This window comes from Opitutus sp. ER46, assembly GCF_003054705.1.
GTDB lineage: Bacteria > Verrucomicrobiota > Verrucomicrobiia > Opitutales > Opitutaceae > ER46.
Window position 1 is genome coordinate 82972 of the sequence record NZ_QAYX01000025.1, and the last position, 24804, is coordinate 107775.

The 24804-nt window shown below is 67.9% G+C and carries 25 protein-coding genes and 1 pseudogene; 5 read left to right on the forward strand and 21 right to left on the reverse strand.

Annotation, left to right across the window (positions count from 1 at the left end):
* Positions 1–33 precede the first annotated feature (33 nt).
* The 21 genes and pseudogenes from DB354_RS18650 to DB354_RS18745 all read right to left on the reverse strand — a co-directional run bounded on the left by DB354_RS18650 (position 34) and on the right by DB354_RS18745 (position 20557).
* Positions 34–618 (reverse strand): NADH-quinone oxidoreductase subunit I, encoded by a 585-nt coding sequence (locus DB354_RS18650; RefSeq protein ID WP_199226890.1) that lies wholly within the window; start codon positions 616–618, stop codon positions 34–36.
* 37 nt (positions 619–655) lie between these two features.
* Positions 656–1675, reverse strand: coding sequence for a complex I subunit 1 family protein (locus DB354_RS18655; RefSeq protein WP_107837159.1), 1020 nt, complete (start codon positions 1673–1675; stop codon positions 656–658).
* Positions 1676–1688: 13 nt separating this feature from the next.
* Positions 1689–2822, reverse strand: coding sequence for an NADH-quinone oxidoreductase subunit D (locus DB354_RS23025; protein WP_343205594.1), 1134 nt, complete (start codon positions 2820–2822; stop codon positions 1689–1691).
* A gap of 63 nt (positions 2823–2885) precedes the next feature.
* Positions 2886–3731 (reverse strand): annotated as a pseudogene (locus tag DB354_RS23030) (NADH-quinone oxidoreductase subunit C); the annotation flags it as partial.
* A complete protein-coding gene (gene nuoB, locus DB354_RS18665) occupies positions 3728–4324 on the reverse strand; it encodes an NADH-quinone oxidoreductase subunit NuoB (RefSeq protein ID WP_107837161.1) in 597 nt (198 codons plus the stop codon). The gene nuoB and the pseudogene DB354_RS23030, both read right to left, overlap by 4 nt.
* Positions 4309–4695: an NADH-quinone oxidoreductase subunit A gene (locus DB354_RS18670; protein WP_107837162.1), complete on the reverse strand. Its 387-nt coding sequence runs from the start codon at positions 4693–4695 to the stop codon at positions 4309–4311. Before DB354_RS18670 ends, nuoB begins: the two co-directional genes overlap by 16 nt.
* Positions 4696–5216: 521 nt before the next feature.
* Positions 5217–6101, reverse strand: a complete 885-nt coding sequence (locus DB354_RS18675; RefSeq protein ID WP_107837163.1) for a 2-oxoacid:ferredoxin oxidoreductase subunit beta — start codon at positions 6099–6101, stop codon at positions 5217–5219.
* On the reverse strand, positions 6098–7876 hold the full coding sequence (locus tag DB354_RS18680) for a 2-oxoacid:acceptor oxidoreductase subunit alpha (protein WP_107837164.1): 1779 nt from the start codon (positions 7874–7876) through the stop codon (positions 6098–6100). The genes DB354_RS18675 and DB354_RS18680 overlap by 4 nt, the downstream gene beginning before the upstream one ends.
* Positions 7877–7920: 44 nt before the next feature.
* Positions 7921–8154 (reverse strand): ferredoxin, encoded by a 234-nt coding sequence (locus DB354_RS18685; protein WP_107837757.1) that lies wholly within the window; start codon positions 8152–8154, stop codon positions 7921–7923.
* Between the two features lie 152 nt (positions 8155–8306).
* Positions 8307–9770, reverse strand: a complete 1464-nt coding sequence (locus tag DB354_RS18690; protein ID WP_107837165.1) for an NADH-quinone oxidoreductase subunit N — start codon at positions 9768–9770, stop codon at positions 8307–8309.
* Positions 9767–11272 carry an NADH-quinone oxidoreductase subunit M gene (locus tag DB354_RS18695; protein WP_107837166.1) on the reverse strand — a complete coding sequence of 502 codons (1506 nt, stop codon included), beginning with the start codon at positions 11270–11272 and terminating at the stop codon, positions 9767–9769. Before DB354_RS18695 ends, DB354_RS18690 begins: the two co-directional genes overlap by 4 nt.
* The gene (locus tag DB354_RS18700) at positions 11269–12810 is read right to left on the reverse strand and encodes an NADH-quinone oxidoreductase subunit M (protein WP_107837167.1); all 1542 of its coding nucleotides are present in this window, start codon (positions 12808–12810) and stop codon (positions 11269–11271) included. Before DB354_RS18700 ends, DB354_RS18695 begins: the two co-directional genes overlap by 4 nt.
* Positions 12811–12859: 49 nt before the next feature.
* Positions 12860–14887 (reverse strand): NADH-quinone oxidoreductase subunit L, encoded by a 2028-nt coding sequence (gene nuoL / locus DB354_RS18705; protein WP_107837168.1) that lies wholly within the window; start codon positions 14885–14887, stop codon positions 12860–12862.
* 8 nt (positions 14888–14895) lie between these two features.
* Entirely contained in the window at positions 14896–15207 is a 312-nt protein-coding gene (gene nuoK, locus DB354_RS18710) for an NADH-quinone oxidoreductase subunit NuoK (protein WP_107837169.1), read from the reverse strand.
* Positions 15208–15241: 34 nt separating this feature from the next.
* Positions 15242–15778 (reverse strand): NADH-quinone oxidoreductase subunit J, encoded by a 537-nt coding sequence (locus DB354_RS18715; protein ID WP_107837170.1) that lies wholly within the window; start codon positions 15776–15778, stop codon positions 15242–15244.
* Positions 15775–16971, reverse strand: coding sequence for an NADH-quinone oxidoreductase subunit NuoH (gene nuoH, locus DB354_RS18720; protein WP_107837171.1), 1197 nt, complete (start codon positions 16969–16971; stop codon positions 15775–15777). The genes DB354_RS18715 and nuoH overlap by 4 nt, the downstream gene beginning before the upstream one ends.
* Positions 16968–17540, reverse strand: a complete 573-nt coding sequence (locus DB354_RS18725; RefSeq protein ID WP_107837172.1) for a 4Fe-4S dicluster domain-containing protein — start codon at positions 17538–17540, stop codon at positions 16968–16970. The genes nuoH and DB354_RS18725 overlap by 4 nt, the downstream gene beginning before the upstream one ends.
* A 112-nt stretch (positions 17541–17652) precedes the next feature.
* Positions 17653–18729 carry an NADH-quinone oxidoreductase subunit D gene (locus tag DB354_RS18730; RefSeq protein WP_343205595.1) on the reverse strand — a complete coding sequence of 359 codons (1077 nt, stop codon included), beginning with the start codon at positions 18727–18729 and terminating at the stop codon, positions 17653–17655.
* 125 nt (positions 18730–18854) lie between these two features.
* Positions 18855–19514: an NADH-quinone oxidoreductase subunit C gene (locus DB354_RS18735; RefSeq protein ID WP_107837174.1), complete on the reverse strand. Its 660-nt coding sequence runs from the start codon at positions 19512–19514 to the stop codon at positions 18855–18857.
* Between the two features lie 26 nt (positions 19515–19540).
* Positions 19541–20182: an NADH-quinone oxidoreductase subunit B gene (locus DB354_RS18740; RefSeq protein ID WP_107837175.1), complete on the reverse strand. Its 642-nt coding sequence runs from the start codon at positions 20180–20182 to the stop codon at positions 19541–19543.
* 3 nt (positions 20183–20185) lie between these two features.
* Positions 20186–20557 (reverse strand): NADH-quinone oxidoreductase subunit A, encoded by a 372-nt coding sequence (locus DB354_RS18745; RefSeq protein ID WP_107837176.1) that lies wholly within the window; start codon positions 20555–20557, stop codon positions 20186–20188.
* Positions 20558–20817: 260 nt separating this feature from the next.
* Between DB354_RS18745 and DB354_RS18750 the strand changes: the two genes are divergently transcribed.
* The 5 genes from DB354_RS18750 to DB354_RS18770 all read left to right on the forward strand — a co-directional run bounded on the left by DB354_RS18750 (position 20818) and on the right by DB354_RS18770 (position 24703).
* Positions 20818–21462 carry a response regulator transcription factor gene (locus tag DB354_RS18750; protein WP_107837177.1) on the forward strand — a complete coding sequence of 215 codons (645 nt, stop codon included), beginning with the start codon at positions 20818–20820 and terminating at the stop codon, positions 21460–21462.
* Between the two features lie 273 nt (positions 21463–21735).
* The gene (locus DB354_RS18755; protein WP_107837178.1) at positions 21736–22173 is read left to right on the forward strand and encodes a response regulator; all 438 of its coding nucleotides are present in this window, start codon (positions 21736–21738) and stop codon (positions 22171–22173) included.
* A gap of 33 nt (positions 22174–22206) precedes the next feature.
* Complete coding sequence (locus tag DB354_RS18760) at positions 22207–23853, forward strand: response regulator (protein WP_107837179.1); 1647 nt, start codon at positions 22207–22209, stop codon at positions 23851–23853.
* Between the two features lie 11 nt (positions 23854–23864).
* Positions 23865–24227, forward strand: a complete 363-nt coding sequence (locus DB354_RS18765; protein WP_107837180.1) for a response regulator — start codon at positions 23865–23867, stop codon at positions 24225–24227.
* An 11-nt stretch (positions 24228–24238) separates the two neighbouring features.
* Positions 24239–24703, forward strand: coding sequence for a chemotaxis protein CheW (locus DB354_RS18770; protein WP_107837181.1), 465 nt, complete (start codon positions 24239–24241; stop codon positions 24701–24703).
* Positions 24704–24804 lie beyond the last annotated feature (101 nt).

A 24804-nucleotide genomic window follows, 5' to 3' on the forward strand; every position in this document is an offset into this window, starting at 1 on the left:
AGCTGGAAGCCGGGAAAGGAGCAGTGGCGCGACTCAGGCCGCGGGGGAGGGGGACGGGGCGGTCGGCGGCAGCGTCGACGCGGCCGGAGCGGCGGGCTGGGCGGCGGCAGGTGCGGCGGGTGCTTCCGCGGGCGGGGCCGGCGGGGTTGGATGGGTCTTCGCCCACTCGGCGGCCTGGGCCTCGACCTTCGCGTAGAGGTCCATGTGGTCGAAATCACCGCGGCTGAGGCTGACGACGTTGTACTGTTTCGAAAAGTCGATGGCGTCGCTCGGGCAGACCTCGACGCACGAGCCGCACAGGCTGCACTTGGTGAAGTCGAGGATGTACTTCGAAACAGACTTCTTCTTGTCGCCTTCGCGCTTGAGGCCGTCGAGGTCGATGCAGTTGCTCGGGCAGGCCTTGGCGCAAAGCGTGCACGCGGTGCAGCGCGGGCGGCCGGTTTCGGGATCGAGCACCAGCTGGATGTGACCGCGGAAGCGCGCCGGCATCGGCAGGGTGTCGTGCGGGTACTGGCACGTGATGACCGGCTTGAGGGCCTCACGGCCGGTGATGCGCATGCCGATGAGCAGGCTCTTGAACCCGGAGAGGGTGTCGCGGACGGCTTTGATCAGGCTCATGAGGTGGGAAGCGGGCGTTGGCGTTTCGTCTCCAGGCTCAGAAGAGGAGCGGCAGCTTCATCATCACGCCGGTCAGCATCAGCGTGGCCAGCGAGACCGGGATGAGGATCTTCCAGGAGAGGTTGAGCAGGTTGTAGAACTGCGTCCGGGGGAAGGTCCACCGGACCCAGATGACGGTGAAGATCAGCGCGTACGTCTTGAGGAGGAACCAGGCCACGCCCCAGACGCCGCCGGAGAGAATGCCGATCGGGCTCTGGTAGCCGCCGAAGAAGAGGACGGTGGCGATGCTGGCACCGACGACGATGTTGGCGTACTCCGCCATGAAGAAGACGCCGAAGCCCATGCCGCCGTACTCGGTGAAGGCACCGGCCACGAGCTCGCTCTCGGCCTCGGCCATGTCGAACGGCGCGCGGTTGGTTTCGGCGAGCATGCAGATGAAGTAGATGACGAAGGTGACCGGCATCAGCGGGTTCACCCAGAGCTTGAGCACGTTCCAACGCCAGAAGCCGCCGGCCTGCTGCTGGACGATCTCGTCGAGGTTCAGCGTGCCCGTGACCATCAGCACGGTGACGACGACCAGAAGCATCGGAATCTCGTAGGCGACGTTCTGCGAGACGACGCGGGCCGCCGACATGATCGAGTACTTGTTGCGGGACGCCCAGCCGCTGAGCATCAGCGCCATCACGTTGATCGAACCGAAGGCGAAGACGAAGAGCAGGCCGACATCGAGTTTCCGCGCGACCACGCCGTCGCCGAACGGGATCGCGACGAGGCACATCAGCGGGGGCATCAGCACCATCAGCGGCGCGAGGCGGTAGAGCAGGCCGTCGGTGCCGGGCGGCATCATGACCTGTTTCGAGAAGAGCTTCAGCACGTCGGCGAACGGCTGGAAGATGCCGCCCCAGCCGGCCTCGTTCGGGCCGGGCCGGCGCTGGATGTAGCCCGCGCCCTTGCGCTCGGCGAGCACCAGGTACGCCGCGTTCAGGCCGACGAAGGCCAGCACGCCAATGACGTAAACGAGGATGCGAACAGGTTCGAGGGACAGAAAGGTCGTCATCGGAGCGGGACGTTCAGCGGTCGATATCGGGAATGACGAGGTCGAGCGTCGCCATCATGGCGAGCGCGTCGGGCAGCATCATGCCTTTGCTGGCCTCCTCAAAGAGGCTGAGGTTGGAGAGCGACGGCGTCCGGAGCTTCACGCGATAGGGGATCTCCTTGTTGTCGCTGACGATGCGGACCATGAAGCGGCCGCGGGCGGCCTCGACGGCGTAGGTGTAGTCGCCCGGCGGCAGCTTGAGCACGCGCGGCACCTTCGGCGCCATGAACGGACCCGGCTGGATCAGGTCGAGGCACTGCTCGATGATGTGCAGGCTCTCCTCCATCTCGTCCATGCGGACGAGATAGCGGGCCATCGAGTCGGCCTGCGGGTACACCGGAATTTTGAACTGAAGCTTCGGATACACCGAGTACGGCTCGACCCGGCGGACGTCGTAGGCGACGCCCGCGCCGCGGATGACCGGGCCGGTGGCGCCGTACTTGCGGCACATGTCGGCGCTGATCGGGCCGATGCCCTCGAGGCGCTTGCGGAGGATGATGTTATCGGTGACGAGGTCCCGGTACATCTTCAGCCGCGGCGGCATGTGCTTCACGAAGTCGCGGACGGCCTTGAGGAAGGCGTCGTCGGCATCGTTGTAGAGGCCGCCAAAGCGATAGTAGCAGTAGGTGAGCCGTGCGCCGCAGAGCGCTTCCAGCGCGTCGAGGATGCGCTCGCGATCGTCGAAGGCGTACAGGAAGGGGCTCAGACCGCCGAGGTCGGAGAGCATCGCGCCCCACCACACCATGTGGCTGGAAATGCGGTTCAGCTCCGAGGTGATGACGCGCACGTATTCGGCGCGCTCGGGCACCTCGATCTTCAAGGCACGCTCCACCGCCCCCACGTAGGCGTGGGTGTAGTGCATGGCCGAGAGGTAATCGATGCGGCTGGTGTTCGGCAGGAACTTTGCCCACGTCCGATTCTCCCCCATCTTCTCGTGCATCCGGTGGATGTAGCCGACGACGGGCTCGGCATTCTCCACCCACTCGCCATCCATCGTCATGAGCACGCGGAGCACGCCGTGGGCGGCGGGGTGCTGGGGCCCGAGATTGAGGACGAAGGTTTCCTCGGGGGCGCCGGCCGCAACGGCGGCGGGCGTGAGGACGGGCAGAGCGGGGGCGCTGGGGGCAGGCGCCGCCGGCGCGGTCGGGACCGGGGCGGTGTCCGGCTGGTAGTCCTTCCGCAGCGGATGGAAGTTGGCGTCCTCGGGAAGGAGGAACGGCTTCAGGCCGCGGTGGCCGGTGAACTTGATGCCGAAGAAGTCATGCGTCTCGCGTTCGTGCCAGTCGGCGCCGCCGAAGATCTTTGAGATCGTCGGCACTTCCGGGGTGGCGCGGGGGACGCGGGTGCGGACGGCGACGCGCAGGGAGGCGGTCGGATGGAAGAAGTCGTACACGACCTCCATCTCGTTTTGCGCGATCCAGTCGACGCCGGTGATCGTATCGAGGCCGAAGCCATCGGCGTCGAGGATCTCGGCGGCTTTTACCACCTGGTCAGGCGCCACGATGGCGTCGAAATCATAGCCCTTCGCGGCGTGGTTCGTTGCCTCGACGGGCAGCGGCGGAAGGACCGGGGCGGCAGGGGCCGGAGCGGGACGGGGCGCGACGGGCGCGGCAGCGCCGGCGGCGGGAGCCGGACGGGGGGCAACGGGAGCGCCGGCCACGGCCGGGCGGGGGGCAACCGCAGGACGCGGGGCGGCCGGAGCCGCGGCAGGAGCGGGCGTCGCGGCGGCGGCCGGAGCAGGGCGCGGGGCCGCGGGGCCGGTTGCGGCGGGAGCTACGGCACTGGCCGCGGGCGCGGGACGCGGAGCAGCCGGAACCGCGGGCGCCGGAGTGGCGCCGGCCGTGGCGGCAGCGGCTTTGGCCGCGGCAGCAGCGGCTGCGGCCTTGGCGGCGGCAGCTTCAGCGGCGACCTTGGCCGCGGCTTGCGCGGCGGCGCGGGCGGCGGTGGCTTTCGCGAAAGCTTCCGGCCCGATGAGCTGGGTGAACTGCTCGGTGAGGCGCTCGACGGACGGTTTCATTCTTTGAGTTTCGCGACGGGGAAGCGGCGCTTGCCGGTAATTTTCTCTTCGAGCTTCAGGATGCCCTCGATCAGGGCTTCAGGACGGGGCGGGCAGCCCGGGACGTACACGTCGACCGGAAAGAGTTTGTCCACGCCTTCGACGATGCCGTACTGGCCCTCGTACTTGAACGGGCCGCCGGAGATCGCGCAGTTGCCCATCGCGATGACCCACTTCGGCTCGAGCATCTGATCGTAAAGGAGCTTCACCGCCGGGGCCATTTTCTTGTTCACCGTGCCGGCCACGACCATCACGTCGGCCTGGCGGGGAGACGGGCGGAACACCTCGGCGCCGAAACGGGCGAGGTCCCAGCGCGCCATGCCGGTCGCCATCATCTCGATGGCGCAGCAGGCGAGTCCAAACGTGAGGGGCCAGAGCGAGTACGAACGGCTGATCGCCAGGAGGTCGTCGAGTTTCGCGAACTGGACCAGTTGCGAGGTCTCGACGGGGCCTTCGGACGGAACCGGACAGGCCTGCGTCGTCGGCGGGACCGCGAGGCCCTGCTTGGCAGCGACGAGCGGACCCGGGGACTGGGCGTTCAGCGGCGTTTCCATTCGAAGACTCCTTTTTTCCAGGCGTAAATGATTACGAGAGAGAGAATTCCGACGAAGAGGGAGAGCTCCACCAGATCGCGGACCACAAATTCGCGGCCGTACACCAGGGCGACCGGAATGAGGTACAGGACGTCGACGGCGAACGCGACGAACACGAGGGCGTAGAGATAGTAAACGGCGCTGTAGCGGATCCACGCGTCACCGATCGGATCCATGCCGCACTCGATCGCCTGGCCGGTCTTCTGTTGCGTCGTGCGCAGCATCCGCGGCGCGAGGAGGTACACCGCCACAAACGGGCCGACGGCGAACGCCAGCCCGGCCATGCAGAACACGAAGATATAGATCAGATCGGTGGCGAGGATGTCGTTCATCCGAGTGAGCAGGTTGAGGAGGGAGAGACGAACATGGCTGGATCGGAATAGATAGTCGCAGGAATGAAAAGGGGGGGCATCGCACGCGTTGGCGTTCAATCCGCATTTATTGTACAGGGGTCGGCCCGACGCCGGCGCGGCGGCCGGGACGCCGCGTGTAATTAGCATCCTGATACATGAGGCCGCGCCGCACCGGTTTTTCACTCGTAAAACGTCGCACTGGCCGGGCTGCCGCCGGACGGTCCGAAGGTCGAGCGTGTTGCGGGGGCTGACGTCAACGCGCTAAGGGAAAGGGTTGGCCCATTAGCAGTTCGAATTCTGGGGTGTCGGTAAGTGGATTTGAACTTATGCGTCCTTCACCGGCACAGTTTCCGGGGGCCGCGACGCGGGACTGTGCTGCGCGGCCGTATCCGTGGGACGCATGCGGGCGGCCGCGTCCGTCGGCCGGGCGGTGACGCAAAAAAACGCCGGGACGAGGCACGTCCCGGCGTGGTAAGACCGATGAAATCTCCGTGGACGGATTAGCCGGCGAGTTCCTGCTGCCGGTTCCGGATGTAGGTGTCGTACGTCTCCGGCGGATTCGGATTCTGGTAGAAGACGCCGGTGTACAGCTCCGTGGTGTAGTCCTGTGCGAGTTCCATCGCCCGGAGCCGGTTGGTGCGGTCATGGCCGAGCGTGACCAGGTTCTTCATCCGCGTCTTCTGCACCTTCACCTGGTCCTCCGGATCGCCGTAGGTGACACAGGGGGACTGGATGTTGATGAACGCGAAACCCGGATACCGGATGCCCGCCTCAATCATCTTGGTGAGGCCGTCGAGGTCGGCGGGCACGCCCTGCGCAACGAAGCCGGCGCCGTAGGCGAGGCAGTAGAGCAGGGGATTCACCGGGTCCTCGATGCTCCCGTACGTGCTGCTGCTGGTCTTGGCCCCGCGCTTCGTCGTGGGGGACAACTGGCCCTTGGTGAGGCCGTAAATGTGGTTGTCCATCACGATGTAGGTGAGGTCCAGGTTGCGACGGATGGCGTGAGGCACGTGCCCGCCGCCGATCGAGAAGCCATCGCCATCGCCGCCGGCGCACAGCACGAGCAGGTCGGGCCGCGCCATCTTGATGCCTTGGGCGACGGGGAGCGCGCGGCCGTGCACGGTGTTGAAACCGTAGGCGGTGGTGTAGCCGGGGATGCGGCTCGAACAGCCGATGCCCGAAATGAAGGCGACCTCATGTGGCGGGCGGCCGACCGCGGCGAGCGCGCGATAGATGGCCGTGACCACGCCATAGTCACCGCAACCCGGGCACCAGATCGGCTTCAGGGTGCTCTTGAAGTCCTTCGGCGTCAGCGCGGGCGCCGCCGGGGTGGTTTGCGCATCGGATGGCTGCGGGCAGCCGCAGCCGGCACTGGGAGTGGTCATCGCGAAAGGGAGTTGGCGGAGGTGGACGGGTGGGCGAGCTGACCGATCCGTTCGAGCACGGTGGCCGGCGCGATCGGGTTGGCGCCGCTGCGCGCGAGCGAGACGAACTCGGCCGGCACGTTGACCCACATGCGGATCAGCCGGTGCAACTGGCCCTGGTGCGACTGCTCGACGACGAGGCAGTGGCGCAGGGAGGCGAAAAACTCGCCGTAGATCTGCTCCGAGACCGGATACAGGAGCTTGGGAATCATCAGCCGGACTTTGAGGCCGTTGGCCCGCGCGGCGCGCACGGCCTCGATGGCCACGCCTGCAACGCTGCCCCAGCTGATCACGCCGATGTCGGCGTCCGCATCGCCTTCGAAAACGAACAGGTCGCGGCGGGCTTTCAGCGGATCCAGCTTCCGGAGCCGCTTCTCGTTCATCTTCTCGTGCATCTCGCCGTTGCTGGTCGGCGCGCCGACCTCGTTGTGTTCGATGCCGGCTGCGAGATAACCGCCGCCCTTCATGCCGGGATTCGTGATCGGGCTGATGCCGGAGGGCGTGAGCTTGAAGCGGACGTAGCCCTTCGCGAGCTCCTCCTCGGTCGGCTTGAGCCGGTCGACGAGCTTGAGCCCCGACGGGTCGATGGGATCGATGATGTCCTTGCGCTGCGCGATCTCCTGGTCGGAGAGGACGATCACCGGCGTCTGGTACTCCTCGGCCACGTTGAAGGCCTCGACGGTGACGCCGAACACGTCGGCGACGCTGATGGGCGCGAGGATGGGACGGACGGAGTCACCGTGTGCCGAGAAGGCCGCCGCAAACAGGTCGGCCTGCTCGGGCTTGGTCGGCAGGCCGGTGGAGGGGCCGCCGCGCTGCACGTTGACGCAGACGAGGGGCAGCTCGGCCTGGCTGGCCAACCCGAGCACCTCGGACTTCAGCGAGAACCCGGGGCCGGAGGTGGCAGTCATGGCCTTGACGCCGGCGAAGGAGGCGCCGACGACCGCGGCGATGCCGGCAATCTCGTCCTCGGCCTGCAGGAGCGAACCGCCGTGCTTCCAAATGTCGCGCTGGAGGTGCTGCATGATCTCCGTGGCCGGCGTGATCGGATAGCCGCCGAAGAATTTGCACCCGGCGAAGAGGGCCGCCTCGGCGCAGATCTCGTTGCCGTCCGTGACGCGGCGCTTGCCGGTCGCGGTATGCGCGCGGGAGAGCTGCTTGTCGGGCGGGATCGGATTGGCGTCCGCGTAGGCAAGGCCCGCCGCGAAGGCGCGCTCGTTACCCGCGAGGATCTCGGCGCCCTTCTTGCCAAATTTCTTGCGAATACCGTCAAGGATCGCCTCGCGACCGAGGCCGAACCAACCGGCGAGCAAGCCGAGCACGACGTTGTTCTTCGCCTGGAGCGTGCCGGCGGCCTGTTTTGCGAGGTCCTCGATTGGGGCACTGCGCACGACGGCGGGACGGACGGCCAGCGGGATCGCATCGGCGGCGACGCCCGTCTTCTGCTCGTAGATCACCACGGTGTCGGCGGTGACCGGCAGTTCGCGGCCGAAGCGGAGGAAGTCCTCCCAGTTCAGCGCGACGGCGACGTTGAGCGCGCCACCCGGGTTCAGCACCGGAGTGGTGGCCACCCGCAGGCGGCAGGACGATTCGCCGCCCCGGATCTGCGAACCAAAGCTCTTGGTCAGGATGGCGTAATAGCCTTCCTTCGCCGCTGCGCTCATCAGCGACTCGCCGGCGGAGACAATACCATCTCCGCCTGACCCGGCCATGCCGATAATCAGGTCATTCAACATAGAAGTGGTGGGTAGGAGAGAACGGAAACCGCGGGAAGTAACCTTCAGGCGCCATCATTGCCGATCGAGCCGGTGGCGCACGACGCCAGCGCCTCTTCGGCGAGGGCAATCTCGTCATCCGTGAGCGGCTGGCGCTTCACATAGCCCAGACCCGTATCGGGATTGCGGGCGAAGACGTCGGGGGCGAGCACGCGACATTGGTCGCAGTCGATGCAGCTCGAGTCGACGTAGTAGCGGCCAGGAACATTGTCGGGGGTGCGATCGGATGAATTGGCCATATTGATCCGAGAGTAGTGGCAGCGCTGGGCGGGTGCATCGCGCGGGATCATTTTTGCTGCGCAAATTTTGCGATGCAGCGCGCGAAGTGTGTCACCAAAACCCGCGGCGCGCCCGCGCCCGATCTCCGCGCCTGCCGGCCCGGCCGCAGCGGCTAGACCAGCCGCAGGATCACCGACGGGAACACGCCTAGCAGCACCAGCAGGCCGGCGGTGATGATCAACGCGACCGCGGTCTCCGGCGGCACGGGGATTCGCGCCGCCTTCGGCGCCGGTCGCGCGACGAGCGCCTGCTTCAAGACGACGAGGTAGTAATAAAGCGCCACCGCGCTCAGGAGGATCGCCAGCAACGCGAGCCAGCCGAGCAGGCCGGCGAGTCCGTTGACCTTCAAGGCGGCCGCGAAGACGCCGAACTTGCCGAAGAATCCCGCGAGCGGCGGGATGCCCGCCAGGGAGAGAATGAAGATCAGCAGGCAGCCGGCCAGCAGCGGTGACCGCCGATGCAGTCCCGCCAGGTCGGTGATCTGCGCGCACGGACTGCTCTGCGCCACGGCGCCGATCACGCCGAACGCGCCGACGGTGGCGAGGCCGTAGGTCAGCGCGTAGTAGAACATCGGGCCCATGCCGTCGCGGCGGACGACGATCACGCCGAGCAGGATCACGCCCGCGTGCGCGATGGCCGAGTAGGCGAGGAGCCGCCGGACGTCCTTCTGGGCGAGCGCGGCAAAGTTGCCCAGCAGCATCGAGGCGAGCGCGATCATCGCGACCACCGGCACCCAGCCGGGCAGGGTTTCGACGCGCGCCACGCTGCCGGCGACCGGGCCGAACCCGGTCCAAAGCATCCGCGTGAACAGCACGAAGCCCGCGAGTTTCGAGGCCGACGCGATCAGCGCCGCCGACGAGGGCGGGGCGCCTTCATAGACGTCGGGTGCCCAGAGATGAAACGGCGCGGCCGCCGCCTTGAAGCCGAAGGCTACCAGGATCATCACCAGCGCCACCACCAGCAGCGGGCTCAGCGGCTGGTCGTGCAACTGCCGCGCGACCACGGGGAAGTCGATGGACCCGGTCAGCCCGTAGATGAGGCTGAAGCCAAACAGGAGGAACGCGGCCGCGGTGCCGCCGACCAGGAAGTACTTCAGCGCAGCTTCGGCGGATTCGCGGCTCTTGTCGAACCCGGCCAGGATGTACAGCGAGAGGCTCGCCAGCTCGAGCGCCAGGAAAGCCACCAGCATCTGGCGTGCGGCCGCCATCAACATGAAGCCAACGGTCGCCCCCAGCATCACCGTGAGATACTCCGCCGGATGGCGGGCCTTGGTCGTTCCGGTTGCGATCACCAGCGTCAGTTGCGTCAGGAGGAGCACCGCGACGCGTGTCGCCACCGCCAGGCGGTCGAGCACGAGCACCCCGCCAAACACCGGGCCGATCGGCCCGAGTGCGATGATGTGGTACAGCGCGCCCACGATCGCGAACGCCCCGATGACCGTGGCCGTCCGCAGGCGGTCGGACATGGTCGCGCGACGCCCCCAGGTGAGATCGACGGCGAGCGCGAGCAGAGCGCCCAGCACCAGGCAGGCTTCCGGCAGGAGGGCACGGGCGAGAATTGAGAAGTCGGGGTTCATCGCACACCTCCCTGCAGCGCGGCTTGGAAGAGGGGAGACTCGAGCGCCGGGCTGATCCAGCTGAGGAGGACGTCCGGTTTCAGGCCGATGTACACCGACGCGCCGATCAGGAGCGCCGCGCCGATGCGTTCCGGCCAGGTGATGGGCGGCAAGCCATGGTGCGGGGTGCCCGCCGCGTGCGCCGGCTGCTCGGTCGCGCCAAAGAAGGCGAGCTGCATCACGCGCAACGTGAAGGCGGCCGCGACCAGGACGCCCACCGCGCCGCCTGCCGCCCAGCCCGGGGCCGTGCGCCACGCGCCGATCAGGATCGTGAGCTCGGCGGGAAAACCGCTGAAACCGGGCATGCCCATCGATGCCAGCGCCGCGAGCACGAAGGTCAGCGCTGCGAACGGCAGCATCCGGTGCAGCGGCAGCGCCCGCAGGTCCGCCAGCATCCGCGTGTGCGTGCGGTCATAAACCATGCGCCCGACCACCGCGAACAGGAGTCCGGCGATCACGCCGTGGGAGAACATCTGCAGGACGGCCCCGCTCACCGCCTGGGCATTGGCCGCCGCGAGGCCGAGCAGGACAAAGCCCATGTGACTCACGCTCGAATAGCCGATCACAAACTTGAAGTCGTCCTGCACGAGAGCCACGAAACCGGCGTAGAGAATACCCGCGATGGCGAGCACCGCGATGACGGGCTGCCAGGCCGCCAGCCCCACGGGGAACGTTGCCATCGCGACCCGCAGGCAGCCGTACGCGCCGAGTTTCATTACCACGCCGGCCAGCAGCATCGACGCCCCGGTTGGCGCCGCCACGTGGCCCGTCGGCGCCCAGGTGTGGAACGGGAAAAGGCCGGCCAGGATGCCGAAGCCGAGGAACGTGAGCGCAAACAATGCCGACTGCTGTCCGGGCGTGAAACGCGTCGCCGCCGCCGCGAGTTCGGCCAGCCCGAAGCTGCCGCCGCCCGCCAGCGCGTACGCCCAGAGCACGCCCGCCAGCACGAGCGAGCTGCCGACGAACGAGTAGAGCACGAGCTTCATCGCGCCGTACTCGCGGTTGGTCGAACCCCAGCCCGCGATGAGGAAGTACTTCGGGACGATCGCGATCTCGTAGAAGACGAAGAGCACGAACGCATCGGCGCTCAGGAACACGCCGTAAACGCCGCCAATCAGCGCGAGATAAAGGCCGAAGAAATCGCCCGGCCGTTCCGTGATGTTCCAGGAAAAGAGCACGCCTGCCGTGGCCGCCAGCCCGGTGAGAACCACGAGCGTCAGGCTGATGCCATCCGCCGCCAGGTGATACCGCACGCCCAGTTCAGGAATCCAGGCGACATCGACGATCGTCTGCAGCCCGGCCTGCGGGATGAAGTCTGCCCCCGCCACGAGGGCCAACGCGGCGCCTGCCGCCGCGGTCGCGAGCGCGACCCAGCGGGCGGCGCGCGCCGATTTCCGCCCGGCCAGCCAGGCCAGCAGCGCACCGGCGAACGAGAGGTAGAGAGTGCCGGGAAGCGTGTTCATGGCATGACGGCCGCCCCGGCCCAGGCCGTGACCAGCGGATTGAAGATGGCGGCGAGCAATTGGGGCGCGACGCCGAGGAGGAACATCAGCGCGACGAGCGGCAGGAGCGCCAGGTACTCGGAGCGGTGCACGTCGCGAAAGCCTGCCAGGGTGGCTCCGGCCTTTGGCCCGTGGAAGACGCGCTGCCAGAACGTCAGGAGGAACCACGCGGTGGCGAGCAGACCCAGGCAGGCGACGCCGGCCGCCCAGGGCGCGAGGCCAAACACGCCGCGAAAGATCAGGAACTCACCGACGAAACCGTTGAGCCCCGGGAGCCCGAGCGACGAGAAGAGCGCGATCCCGGCGAGGCCCGCGAAGATCGGCGCGATCGTCCGGAGTCCGCCGAAGTCATCCAGCCCCCGGCGTCCGCCGGAGCGCGCCTCGAGCAGCCCGACACAGTAGAACAGCGCGGCGGCCGAGAGGCCGTGGTTGAACACCTGGAAGATCGTGCCGCTCAGCGCCGCCGTGGCGGAGGCGCGGTCGTAGGCTGGGGTCCCGGTGGCGGCGGCGACCGCGAACAGCGCGAGGAGGCAGTAGCTCAGGTGGTTGACTGATGAGTAGGCGACCATCCGCTTCAGGTCGCGCTGGCGCATCGCCGCCAACGCGCCGAACACAACCCCGGCGAGCGCGAGCCACAGCAGGCACGGCGCGGCGCGGTGCAACTGCTCCGGGAAGATCGGCCAGAGGAGCCGCAGGAACCCATAGACGCCCATCTTCGACATCACGCCGGTGAGGAACATCGACGCCGCGGTCGGGGCTTCGGCGTACGCCGGAGGCAGCCAGGTGTGGAAGGGCCAAAGCGGGACCTTCACCGCGACGCCGAGAAACACGCCGACGAAAATCGCCGTCGGCCAGAAAGCCCCCACGTCCGCCAGGGTGACATCGAGTTCGCCGCTCGCGGCGAGTTGGGCCAGCGCCACGAAGTCCGCCGTGCCGGTCGTCGCCAGCAGGGCGGCGAAAGCGAGGAGCAGGAAGGCGCTGCCGCCGATCGTGTACACGACGAACTGATAGGCGGCCCGCGTCGCGCCGGGTCCGCCCCACAGCTTGATGAGGAAGTACACCGGGATGAGGCTGAGCTCCCAGAACAGGAACCAGGGGAAGAAATCCAGTGCCAGGAACACGCCCAGCGCCGAACCCTGCGCCAGCAGGAACAGCACGCCGACGAAGCGCGGCTGCCGTGGATCGTGCCAGGTGGCCACCAGCGCGACCGGCGTCACGATCCCGGTGAGCAGCACCAGCACGAGGCTGAGCCCGTCGAGGCCGAGGTGGTAGTGGATGGCAAGGCTGCTGATCCACGCCTCGTTCTCCTCGAACTGCATGCCGGTTTGCGTCGGATCGAAGCGCGCCCAGAGGAGGACGCCGAGCAGGAGGGTCGAGAGGCTGAACGCCATTGCGAGCGCGCGGCTCAAAGTCGCCGGCGCACTGCGCCATACCGCGAGCAGCACCGCGCCGATCCACGGCGTGAACACCACGATTGAAAGCAGCGGGAAGGAGGTCATGCGCGTTCCTCCGGGGTCGCGGCGCCGGCGCGGGTCATGGGGTGCGCGTTCATCGGCCACCTCCCAGCATCACGATCAGCACCAGGATGACGAAGCCGAGTGCCACGACCCGCAGGTAGCCGTGCGGGTCGCCGGATTGTCGGCGAGCATAGGCCTGCCCGGTGGCGCGGAACTGGGCGCTGACGTGGTCGAAGCCGCCATTGAGCACCGACTCGTCGGTCTCACGGTTGACCACGCCGGTGAACTCGCCGAGCTGCGCCAGGAAGCGCACGACGCCGTCCCAAAGATACCGGTCGAGCAGGTCCGCCGCGGCCGCCCCCGCGGTCGCCAGCCGGCCGATCGAGGCGGCGTAGAGTTCGTCGAAACCGAGCCGGCCCGCCAACGCGGCGAACGCTCCTGGCGCGGCCTGCTGCAACGGGTCCTTCGCCTCGGGCGCGGTGCGCGGCCGGCGTCCATACAGCGCCCAACCGGAACCCAGGCCCAACGCGACGAGCACGATCGAGAGCATCATCAGCCCGGCGCCCTCCAGGAGCGAGTGGCCGTGCACCTCGGCGTGGCCTTCGAGCGCGGCCTGCAGCCAGGGCCACGCGGGCGTGCCGAGGAAGCCGAGCAGCACCGCGCCGGCCGCGAGCAGCACGAGTGGCACGGTCATGACGGCCGGGCTTTCGTGCGCGTGTTCGGCGGCGGCACTGCGGGCACGGCCGAAGAAGGTCTCGGCGACCAGGCGGGTCATGTAGAAAGCGGTCAGCACGACGGCGAGGAGCCCGATGACCAGCGGCAGCGGAGAGACCGGCCAGCCGTGGGCGGCGTGGAGGATGCCTTCCTTGCTCCAAAAGCCGGAGAACAGGAACGGCACGCCGGCCAGCGCCATCATGCCGATCGCGAAGGTGATCGTGGTCACGGGCATCCGCCGGCCGAGTCCGCCGAGTTGCCGGACGTCCTGCTCGTGATGCGCCGCGTGGATCACCGAACCGGCGCCGAGGAAGAGCAGGGCCTTGAAGAAGGCGTGCGTGAGAAGATGGAAGATCGCCGCCACCCAGGAGCCCACCCCCAGCGCCAGCATCATGTAGCCGAGCTGGGAGACGGTGGAAAACGCGAGCACCCGTTTGATGTCGTGCTGCGCCACGGCAACCAGCGCCCCGAGCAGCGCGGTGATGGCGCCAATTGCGGCGACGACCGTGAGCGCGTGCACCGGCACGGCGGCGAGCGCCTGGTCCGCCGCCATGAGCGGATACACCCGCGCGATCAGGAACACGCCGGCCGCCACCATCGTGGCGGCGTGAATCAGGGCCGAGACGGGGGTCGGACCCTCCATTGCGTCCGGCAGCCACACGTGCAGCGGGAACTGGCCGGACTTGCCGATCGCGCCGCAGAAGATGAGGACGCCGATCGCGGTGGAGACGGCGAGCCCGCCGACGGTGAACTGGGCGGTGAGCTGTCCAAGCGCGGTCGGCTCAAGCACGCCCCGACCGGCGTCGAAGAACAAGAGCGAGCCGGTCTCGTGATACAGCCAGATCATCCCGATCAGCAGGCCGAGGTCGCCGATGCGGGTGGTGATGAAGGCCTTCTTCGCCGCGGCCGCGGCGGCAGGGCGGTCGAACCAGAAGCCGATCAGCAGATAGGACGCGAGGCCCACGAGCTCCCAGCAGACGAAGAGCAGGAACAGGCTGTTCGCGACGATCAGCCCAAGCATCGCGGCAGCGAACAGGCTCAGGAAGCAGAAGAATCGCGTGAAATTCGCATCGGTCCGCATGTAGCCGAGGCTGAAGATGAAGATCAGCAGGCCGACGAACGTGACCATCACCGCCATGCACGCCGTGAGCGGATCGAGCAGCCAGCCGAGCTGGAACGCGTCGGTGCCCACATCGAACCACGTGAAGTTGGCGACCTGGTGCGCCGCCGGGGCCTGCAGCGCGCCAATCAGGGCGCCGCACGCGAGCAGGAACGACAGCCCCATCGCCGCGATCGCGGCGGTCGCGGCCACGCGCCGGCCGTGACGCGGGGTGAGCGCGCCGATGGCCGCCGCGAGCAGCGGCAGCGCGGGAACCAGCCAGAGAAGGTGGACGGGGAGCGACATGGCCGGTGTCATCCTTTGAGCCGGTTGGCCTCCTCAAGCCGGGCGTTCTTCTGGTGGCGGTAAAGCGCGATCACCAGGGCGAGGCCGACTGCCGCCTCCGCCGCGGCGATGCCGATGGCGAAGATCACGAAGATCACGCCGGTGGCCGCGGTTTGCGGCGGCCCGTAGCGCCAGAACGCGATGAAGTTCAGGTTGGCCGCGTTCAGCATCAGCTCCACGCCCAGCAACACGAGGATCGCGTGGCTGCGGGACAACGCACCCACGAGTCCAATCACGAAGAGGGCGCTGGACAGCAGGAGGCAGAGTTGAAGGGGGGACATCAGCTGGAAAGCGGACGGGATGAGGTCGGTGAACTTAGGAGGAAGGTGGGCGCGGAGATCCGGGTGGGAGCGGCTCGTCACGGTCGATGGCGGCGAGGACCACGGCGCCGAGGAGGGTGATGGTGAGCAGCAGGCCCATGATGAGCACCGCCGCGGCGTGCGGGCCCAGGAGCTGCCGGCCGAGTTCGCGCACCCCGATCGTCGGGGCGGGAGTGGCGACGGGCATCTGGACGTCGGTGCCCACGACGGCGCCGGCCAGCGCCCCGAACACGGCCCCACCGGTGAGGAGCGCGCTCGCGAACCGCCGGCGGGATTCGGCTCCGATCGTGGCGTCGCCCGGCGCGCGGCGCGTCAGGAGCACCGCGAACAGGACGATCATCGAGACCGCGCCGACATAAACCAGCACCTGGGCGAAAGCGACGAACTCGGCGCCCGCCCAGAGGTAGAACGCCGCGATGCCCGCCCAGCAGCCGACCAGCAGGAGGGCGCTGTGGATCAGGTTGCGCAGTGCCATCGCCACGGCGGCGGGGCCGAGGATGACGAGTGCGAGGGCGAGAAAGATCAGGCTCATGCGGCGTATGTGTAGCGGCGCGGCCCGAGTCCGCGGAAGAGCGCGCGACTGAGCAGGAGATAGGGACCGACCACCAGCACCGCGCCGATCAGCCAGCGGCTCACGCGCAGCGCCCCGGACCAGTCGCGCGTGAGCACCCAGAAGGCGGCGGTCGCGAGGTTCACGAGCGCGAGCGGCACAAGGAACTTCCAGGCCAGGCGGGTGAGTTGGTCGATCCGCAGCCGCGGGAAGGTCGCCCGGATCCAGATGAAGCCCAGCAGCAGGCCGATGAGCTTGAGGCCGAACCAGGCGTACGACGGGACGATCGCCAGGAAGGGCAGGGGGGGCTGCCACCCGCCGAGGAAGAGCGTGACGGCCAGGCCGCTGAGCGCGCACATGCCGAAGTACTCGGCCATGAAGAACAGGGCGTATTTGAAACCCGAGTACTCCGTGAGGTGGCCGGCAATCAGCTCGCTCTCGGCTTCCGGCAGGTCGAAGGGCGAGCGGTTCGATTCGGCGAGCGCTGCGATCATGAAGATAACGAAGCCGGCGAAGCCCCACGGCGAAAACACGTGCCATTGCGGGAGGAAGCCGAAGGTCCAGCCGCCCTGCGCCTCGACGATCCCCGCGGTGGACAACGTGCCCGCGAGCATGACGACCGGCACGACGGCAAGCAGGAGCGGCAGCTCGTAGCTGATGAGCTGCGCGAGCGCGCGCATGGCGGCGAGGAGCGCGTACTTGTTGTGGCTGGCCCAGCCGGCCATGAAGACCGCGAGCTCCGTGGCGGCGCCGGCGGCGAAGAAATACAGCACCGCGGCATCGAGCTCCACCGGCAGGAGGTGACGCCCGTACGGGATGACCGCGAAGGTGAGGATGGAGAAGGCGAGCAGCAGCACCGGCGCCAGGAAGTGCAGCACCTGATCGGCCGAGCGCGGCACGATGTCCTCCTTCGTGAGCATTTTGATGCCATCGGCGAACGGCTGGAGCACGCCGAACCAGCCGGTGCGGTTCGGGCCGGGGCGGTTCTGCACGCGCCCGAGGACCTTGCGCTCGACGAGCGTGAGAAAGGCGAAGAGCAGGCCGAACACCGCCAGGATCACTGCGATCGCGATCAGGCTGTTGGCCAGCCAGCGCCAAGGCTCGGGCAGGGCGCCCGTCACCCAATCGCGGAGCAGGAGGGGCGCGCGCTCGAGGAAGTGTTCCGGGGCGTTCATACGGTTGGCGCCGAGGGCGCTGGCGGTTTTGGCGCGGCGGCGGCTTTCTTTTCCTCCGCCGCGCGCTTCATCGCGGCGAGCCGGGCGTCCACCTCGGCCGCTTCGGTGGGGTGGATCTGGTGAAAGTAGGCGTTCGGCTTCGCGAGTTGCTCGCGGTGGAGGAGCAGCGACGCAAAGCGCTCGGGCGTCGCGATCTCGTATTGCTGGTCCATCTTGATGGCGTCGAACGGGCAGACCTCGACGCAGATCTGGCAGCTCATGCAGACCGACACGTCGATGTCGAAGACCCGCGGCTTCTTCGCCGGCCGGCCGCGTTCGTCGCGCTCCGGGATGATGTAGATGCACTGCGGCGGGCACTCGTTCTCGCAGATCTTGCAGGCCACGCAGCGGAGCCCGTCGATCGCCTGGTCGCCGTCGTGGACGAGGAACGGGAAATTTCGGAAGCTCTCCGGCAGGGTCGTGCGCTCCTCCGGATACTGCGTCGTCACGAACCGCGCCGGATCATGGAAGCTCCCGACGAAGTTCTTCGCCGTGACGGTCAGGCCTTTGATGAGTCCGGTGCCGAGCATGGGAAAGGCAAAGGGCGAATTAAGAATTATGAATGCAGAATGCCTGCCGCCGGCGCGCGGCCGCGGGTTTGGTCAAATTCTGCATTCTCCATTCTGCATTCTTCATTGGTTTTCACCGGTCCACTTCGCCGAGGACGATATCGACGCTGCCGAGGATGATCACCGCATCGGCGACGGTTTGGCCGAGGCACATGTCCTCGAGCACGGTGAGGTTGACGAAGGACGGCGCGCGGACCCGGTAGCGGTAGGGGTTCCCGGTGCCGTCGCTGATCAGGTAGAAGCCGATTTCACCCTTGGGACCCTCGATCCGACCGTAGGCTTCGCCCGGCTTGGGCTTGAAGCCGCGGATCTTCGCCTTCGGGTCCATGATCGGTCCCGCGGGGAGGTCGCGAAACGCCTGCCGCAGGAGCTGCAGCGATTCGCGCATCTCCAGCACGCGGACCATGTACCGATCGTAGGTGTCGCCGTGCGCGCCGAGCGGCACGCGGAACGGCAGCCGCGGATACACGCCGTAGCCGTCGACCTTGCGCAGGTCGTAATCGACGCCGCTCGCCCGGAGCATGGGACCGGTGACGCCGGCGGCGATGGCCAGGTCGGGTGGGAGCACGCCGACGCCCTGCGTGCGGGCCATCAGGATCTCGTTGCCGGTGATCAGCGCCTCGTACTCGTCGAGGAAGGCGCCATAGCCGTCGGCCAGGCGCTGGGCGGCGGCCAGCCATTCCGGAGACGGATCGACGCGGCAGCCGCCGAAGCGCTGGTAGTTGTACATCATACGCGAGCCGCTCAGGGCCTCGAACAGGTCGAGGATCTTTTCGCGTTCGCGGAACGCGTACATGAGCGGCGTGCCGCTGCAGCCGGTGTCCTGGAGCAGGAAGCCGGCGAGACAGGTGTGATTCAGCAGGCGCGTGAGCTCCGCGAGGATGACACGGAGGTATTCGGCGCGTTCGGGTACGGGCTGGCCGGCGAGTTTCTCGACCGCCAGCGCGTACGCCCAGTTGTTCGTCATCGACGAGAGGTAATCGAGCCGGTCGGTGTACGGCATCGAGGCGAGGTACGTCGTGTTCTCGCCGAGCTTCTCGTGATTGCGGTGGAGGTAACCGAAGACGGGCTTCAGCCGGACGATCGTTTCGCCGTCCAGGGTCACCATCATCCGGAACACGCCGTGCGTCGACGGGTGGTGCGGTCCCATCGAGACCTCGAGGAGGTCGCCGTGAAAGCTGTCGTGCACGGGGCGCACGTGGACGCCGCCCGCCTGGTCGAAAGGCGGCAGGCCGGACGCGCCGGCGCCGGTCGGATCGGGAAGGGGCGTGGCGCTCATGCGTCGGGCAGCCGCTCCTGGGGCGGCGCGGGATAATGCCGCTGGGCCTTGGCGAGCACCTCGTCGTGGGGCGTCGGCTCCCACTCGTAGTCGTCGGGTTCGACGTAGTCCTTGCGCATCGGATGTCCGACGAACTCGTCCCACATCAGGATCCGGCGCAGGTCGGGGTGGCCGGAGAAGCGGACGCCATAGAGATCGAAGACCTCGCGCTCCTGGAACTCGCACGCGCGCCACACCGGGGTGAGCGAAGGCAGCGTGACCTGGTCGGCGCGATTGGCGGTGCGCAGCCGCAGAATCACGGGCCCGTGCTTCCGGGCGACGGAGTAGAGGTGGTAAACGACCTCGAGGCAGCCTGGCACCACGCGCTTCGCCTTGGTCTCGATCACCTTTGGCGGCCCGCCGGCCGGATTGGGCACCTCGGTGCGGGTCACGTCGACGACCTCGCGCTCGGGCCAGTCGATGCCGGTGACGTTGGAGCAGGTGTCGAAGCGGAGTTCGGACGAATCGCGCAGGAACCGCGCGATGGCGAGGGCGTGATCGGCGCCGATGAGCAGCGAGTGCTGGGCCGCCGGCCCGGGATTCTCGACGATCGTCACCGTGGCGGCCGGGACGGTCGTCAGGATGAGGCGGCGGAGTTCGTCGAGCGGGGGAAGCATGGGCGGGGTGGCGGTGGGCGTCAGGCCTAGTCGGGCCGGACGATCACGGGCGGGTGCCAGAGGGAGGGATCCTTGGGGGGGATGAGGTCGTGCGGGCCGAAGGCGGGGACGGTGCAGTCGCCGCGGACGTCGTCGCGCAGGTGTGGCGGGGCGTCGGGGCCGGCGATGGCCTGGCCGCGGATCTTCTCCTGCAACTGCATCAGCCCGTGGAGGAGCGCCTCGGGGCGGGGCGGGCAGCCTGGGATGTACACGTCGACCGGGATGAAGCGGTCGATGCCCTTGAGCACGTTGTAGCCCTGCTTGAAGGGGCCGCCGGAAATCGCGCACGCGCCCATGGCGATGCAGTATTTGGGCTCGGGCATCTGGTTCCAGAGCCGCACCACCTGGGGGGCCATCTTCTTGGTGACGGTGCCGGAGACGATCAGCAGGTCGGCTTGGCGGGGGGACGGGCGAAAGACCTCGGAGCCGAACCGGGCGAGGTCGAAGCGCGCCATCGAGGCGGCGATCATCTCGATCGCGCAACAGGCGAGCCCGAATTGCAGCGGCCAGACGGAGTGGCTGCGGCCCCAGTTGTAGATCTCCTGGACGCTCGTGAGCAGGATCCCGTGGCGGCGCAGTTCGTCGCGCTCGGCGTCAGAAATTGGGGAGGGGGCCGGGGCGTCGCTCATTGCTTATTTCCATTCGAGGTGACCGCGGTGCCACGCCCAGACGAGTCCCTCGGCCAGCAGCAGGATGAAGACGAGCACGGCGAGCAGCGCGCCGGATGGCAGGCTGGTGAACGCGGCGGCCGCCGGAAGGAGAAACAGCACCTCGACGTCGAAGATCAGGAACAGGAGCGCGTACAGGTAGTAGTGGGCTTTGAACTGGATCCACGCGTCGCCGCTGGGCGGCAGGCCGCATTCATAGACGGCGTTCTTGGTGGGGCCGGGCTTGGGCGGCTGGAAAAGTCTGAACCAGAGCCGGGCGACGCCGAGCAGGAGGACGGGGAAGGCCACGGCCACGGCGGCGAAGAGCGCAAGGAAGGCGTAGGGGTGGCCGTTCATCGCGTGACGAGCCTTTGCGTCCCGGTGCAGACCTCAAAGCCCAAACGCCCCCGTTTCTTGGGGAAAACCGCGCAGGACTTGCAAACGAGGTGGGGCATGGTTCGGCGGCGGGCCGGGGTGAGCCGATAGAATTGGGGGGCGGCGCCTGGAATTGCAACTCCCCGGGTTCTGGCGGCCTTGCGTTCGCGGAACGGAACGAACCGGATCGCGCTTGCGGCGCCCAGACACCCCCGACAGCCTGCGCCAACACCCCAAGTGCCATGGCTATACGTATTTTGTTGGTCGACGACCATCCGATGCTGCGGGGCAGCGTCACCGATTGCCTCTTGCGGCAGGGTTCCAAGTTTGAAGTGGTCGGGGAGGCCGGCAGCAGCGAGGAGGCATTGCAGAAGGTGGCCCAGCTCGAGCCGAACCTGATCATCATGGACGTTGAGATCCCCGGTGAGAACGGGATCGAACTCACCCGCCGCATCCGGCGGCTGTACCCGGCAGTGGTCGTGCTGATCCTGACGGCGCACGGGGGCATTCAGCGCATCAACAACGCGCTCGATGCCGGCGCCTCCGGCTACCTGCTCAAGGACTGTACGGCGCAGGAGCTGATCGCGGCGGTGGACGCGACCATCTCGGGTCAGGTGTATCTTTCGCCCGCCGCCTCGACGGCCATCGTGAGGGACTACCAGCGGCAGATGAAAGGCGAGGGGAACGCGGGGCTCACGCCGCGCGAGATCGATATCCTACGGCGGATCACCGATGGGCAGACGACCAAGGAGATCGCGTACGCCATGGGCTTGAGCACCAAGACGGTGGAGACCCACCGGGTGAACATCATGACGAAGCTCGACATCAACACGGTGGCGGGCCTCACGAAGTACGCCATCCGCGAGGGTCTTTGCCGGCCGGAGTAGCGCCTTTCCTGAGTGCGGCTCAGGAGAAACGGAAGTCCGGCGGCGTCAGTTCCCGAGGTGGTCGACGCCCTGTCGGGCTTGATCCATCCTGTTGACGACAGATTTCGGCCGCGCCGCCGCCTGATTCGCTACATAACGGTAAAGGCCGCAGGCGTTCGCGGCGCAGGCATGAGTTTTGCGCGCGCCGCGTGGGTTTTGACTCAGGAATCGCGAGGTAAAACCGCCAACCATCCCGATGGTTGGCGCGCCGGCGGACCGGTAGGATGAGCGGCGTTGAACTTCGCGTCCGACAACTCCGCCCGCCATCGCACCACCGTCCTGGTCGTCGAGCACACCGCTGTGCTGCCGACGGGGATCGCGGCTGCGCTGGCGGATGGCGGGCTGCACGTGGTCGAGTGCCCGGACGGCGCCGCGGCGATCGACATGCTCTCGCTGATGCTGGTCGACGTCATTGTCGCCGCGGTCGACGCGCCCGCCGTGGAGAGTGCCCGGCTGCTGCAGCAAGCGCGCGCGCTTCCCGGCTACGCGGACGTGCCGGTCGTGCTCCTGACCTGCCGTTGTGATCCGGCCGCGGAAGCGGCCGCCCGGCAAGCGGGGGTGGCGGCGTGGCTGGAACGGCCGGTGACCCGTGAACGGTTGCGGGATGTTGTTGCCCGTTGCCTTGCGCCCGCGACGCGCGCCGCGAGCGCCCCATTGGCGGCAAGCGCCTGAACCGGCTGCTCCAGCCAGCATCCCTTTACCAACGTGGCCAAAATACTCGCAATCGATGACAGCCTGACGATCCGGAAGCTCGTCGGCATGGTCCTGCGTGGCGCGGGGCACGAGGTGCTGCTGGCCGAGAAGGGCGCAACGGGCCTCGAACTCGCCCAGAGCGAGCACCCGGAACTGATCCTGCTCGATTACGTGCTGCCGGACATGCAGAGCCCCGTCATCTGCCAGCGACTGCTGGAGGATCCGACGACGGCGGACATTCCGGTGCTGCTCATCAGCACCAACGGAGGCGCGATCCGCCAGCTGTATGCCGACAGCCGCAACGTGCGGGACTATCTGACGAAGCCGTTTCAGGCGAAGGTGCTCGAGAGTGTCGTGGAGCATCTGTTGACGAAAAAGCCGAGCGGGGCCGCGGGAGAGAGCGAGGCCGCCGCCGTGCTGCCGACCGGTTCAAACGCCCCGGTTCCGGCGCTCACTGCCTCCGGTTCCACGCCTCCCGCGCCCGTGGTGGGCGTGGTGGTGCCGTTTGCCGATCCGGAGCCCGCCGGTGCCCAGCCGGTGCCGCCGGCGCGAGCCGAGCCCGCGTCCGTGCCCCCGCCGCCGGCGCGCTTCGGACCCGGCGTGGCGTCGGCCATGGCCAACGACGGCCACGCCGGCCTGCGCACGCTGCTGAACGCGCGGTTCCGGGCAATCGCCAGGATGCTCCCGGAACTCGAGACGCGGCGCGGGCCGCTGCCGGCGGAAACGTACTACCTGCCGTTTCTCCTGCGCAACGAACTCGTGTCCGAGATCGTGGCCGAGGTCAGCCGCACGCAGATCTCCGCCGACCAGGCGATGCCGCTGATTGCCGGCACGCACGAGTGGATGGGAATCGACACGACGTTCTTCCACCTCGGCCGCACGCTCGCCACCGGCGTCTTTTCCCTGCGCCTGCCGCAGGAGACGGTCGATGTTACGCTGTTGCGGGGCCAGGTCGTGATGGTGGGTTCGAATAACCCGCGCGTGTATTGCGCCGGCGCCACCTACAACTTCCGGTCCGCTCCGCCGCCCGCCATTGCCGCGGCGGTCGCCGCGCAACAGCGCGACGGCACGCCCTTCTTCGTCACGCTCGCGCGCCTGGGCGCGTTGCGCGACGCCGCGGTGCTCGCCGCGCTGCTGCGCACGCAGGGCGTGCGCGCCGTCCACCGGGCCATGGTGACGCCTGGAACGCGCTACGCCTTTCTCCCGCGCGAGAACCTGCCGGAGTTCACCCGCCAGTTCGCGCTCAACCTCGACGTGCGCCAATTCGTGCTCGAGGTGCTCCGGGGTGTGGACGACTGGCTCGAGATCGAGAGCACCACCGGATCGGTGGAAACAATCTTCGCCCGAGACGGCGCCGCCGAAATGATTCTCCCGCTCCTTTCGCTTACGCCGGAGGAGTCCGCGGTCGTGGCCGCGGTGGATGGCCGCTTGGCGCTCCAGGAACTCGCCGCCCGCGCCGGCCTGGATCTCTTCGGCTCCTGCGCAATCGCGTACCGGCTGCTCAAGCTCGGCATCATCCGCGTCGCCGCGAGCGCGGCGCCGGCCGCGCCCTTTTGCGACCCCAGCGTCGAGGAGTTCCTCCAGGGAACGGCTGCCGAAGCCTGGAGCCCGCCACCCTCGACGCCCCGGTCCCGCCACCCGCTTTCCTCCCAAGATTAACTCATCCAATTATGGCCAAAGTTCTTGTTGCTGATGATTCCGCCACCGCGGTGGCACTGCTGCAAAATGCCGTGTCCGAAGCCGGACACGTCTCGCTGGTCGCCACGAATGGCGATGACGCGATGCGACTCGCCGTCGCCGAAAAGCCCGCGCTCATCCTCCTCGATGTGGTGATGCCGAAAGTCGACGGCTTCCAGGTCTGCCGCCGGCTGCGCAAGCAGCCCGAAACGGCGAGCACGCCGATCGTCATCGTGACCTCCAAGGACCAGGAGACCGACAAGTTCTGGGGCATCCGCCAGGGCGCGAACGACTACATCACGAAGCCGTTCGAGCCCAAGGCGCTCGCCGACTTGATCCGCAAACACATCGGTTGAGCGACCGCGCGATGAAACCCGCCGATCGGGCCAACTCCACCGTGCATCTCGTCGCCCAGCGCGCGGGGCAGCGCTTTGCGCTCTCCGTCGCGCATGTGCGCGAGGCGATCGTGCTGCCGGAACTCGAGCGCGTGCCGTTGGCGCCGCCCGAGGTGCTGGGTTCATTCCAGCTCCGGGGCGAGATCGTGCCGGCGGTCCTGCCCGATCGGCTGCTGGCCATCGACGCTGGCACCTCGGCGCCGGGCGTGCTCGCGCTGGTGCGTGAGCGCGATACGACGATCGGTTTCGCCTTCGACCGCCTGCTCGGCGTCACCGCGGTGGATCCCGCCGCGCTGCTCCCGCACCCGCTGGCGAAGCGCTGCCGCTGGATGTCCAGCCTCGTCCTCGATCCTCGATATCAACTTGTGACCGTCATCGATGGCTCGGCCCTCATCACCGCGCTGATCGACCAGCTCCAATTTACCCCCGCGGCCTGACCGGTCGCGGCCTCCTTTTCCTCCCCCCCCCAGTTCCGTGGCCGTCCGCCGCCGGCCCTCCGCGCTTCCGCGTCGGAGCCGGCGGAGCGCCTGTCCTTCCT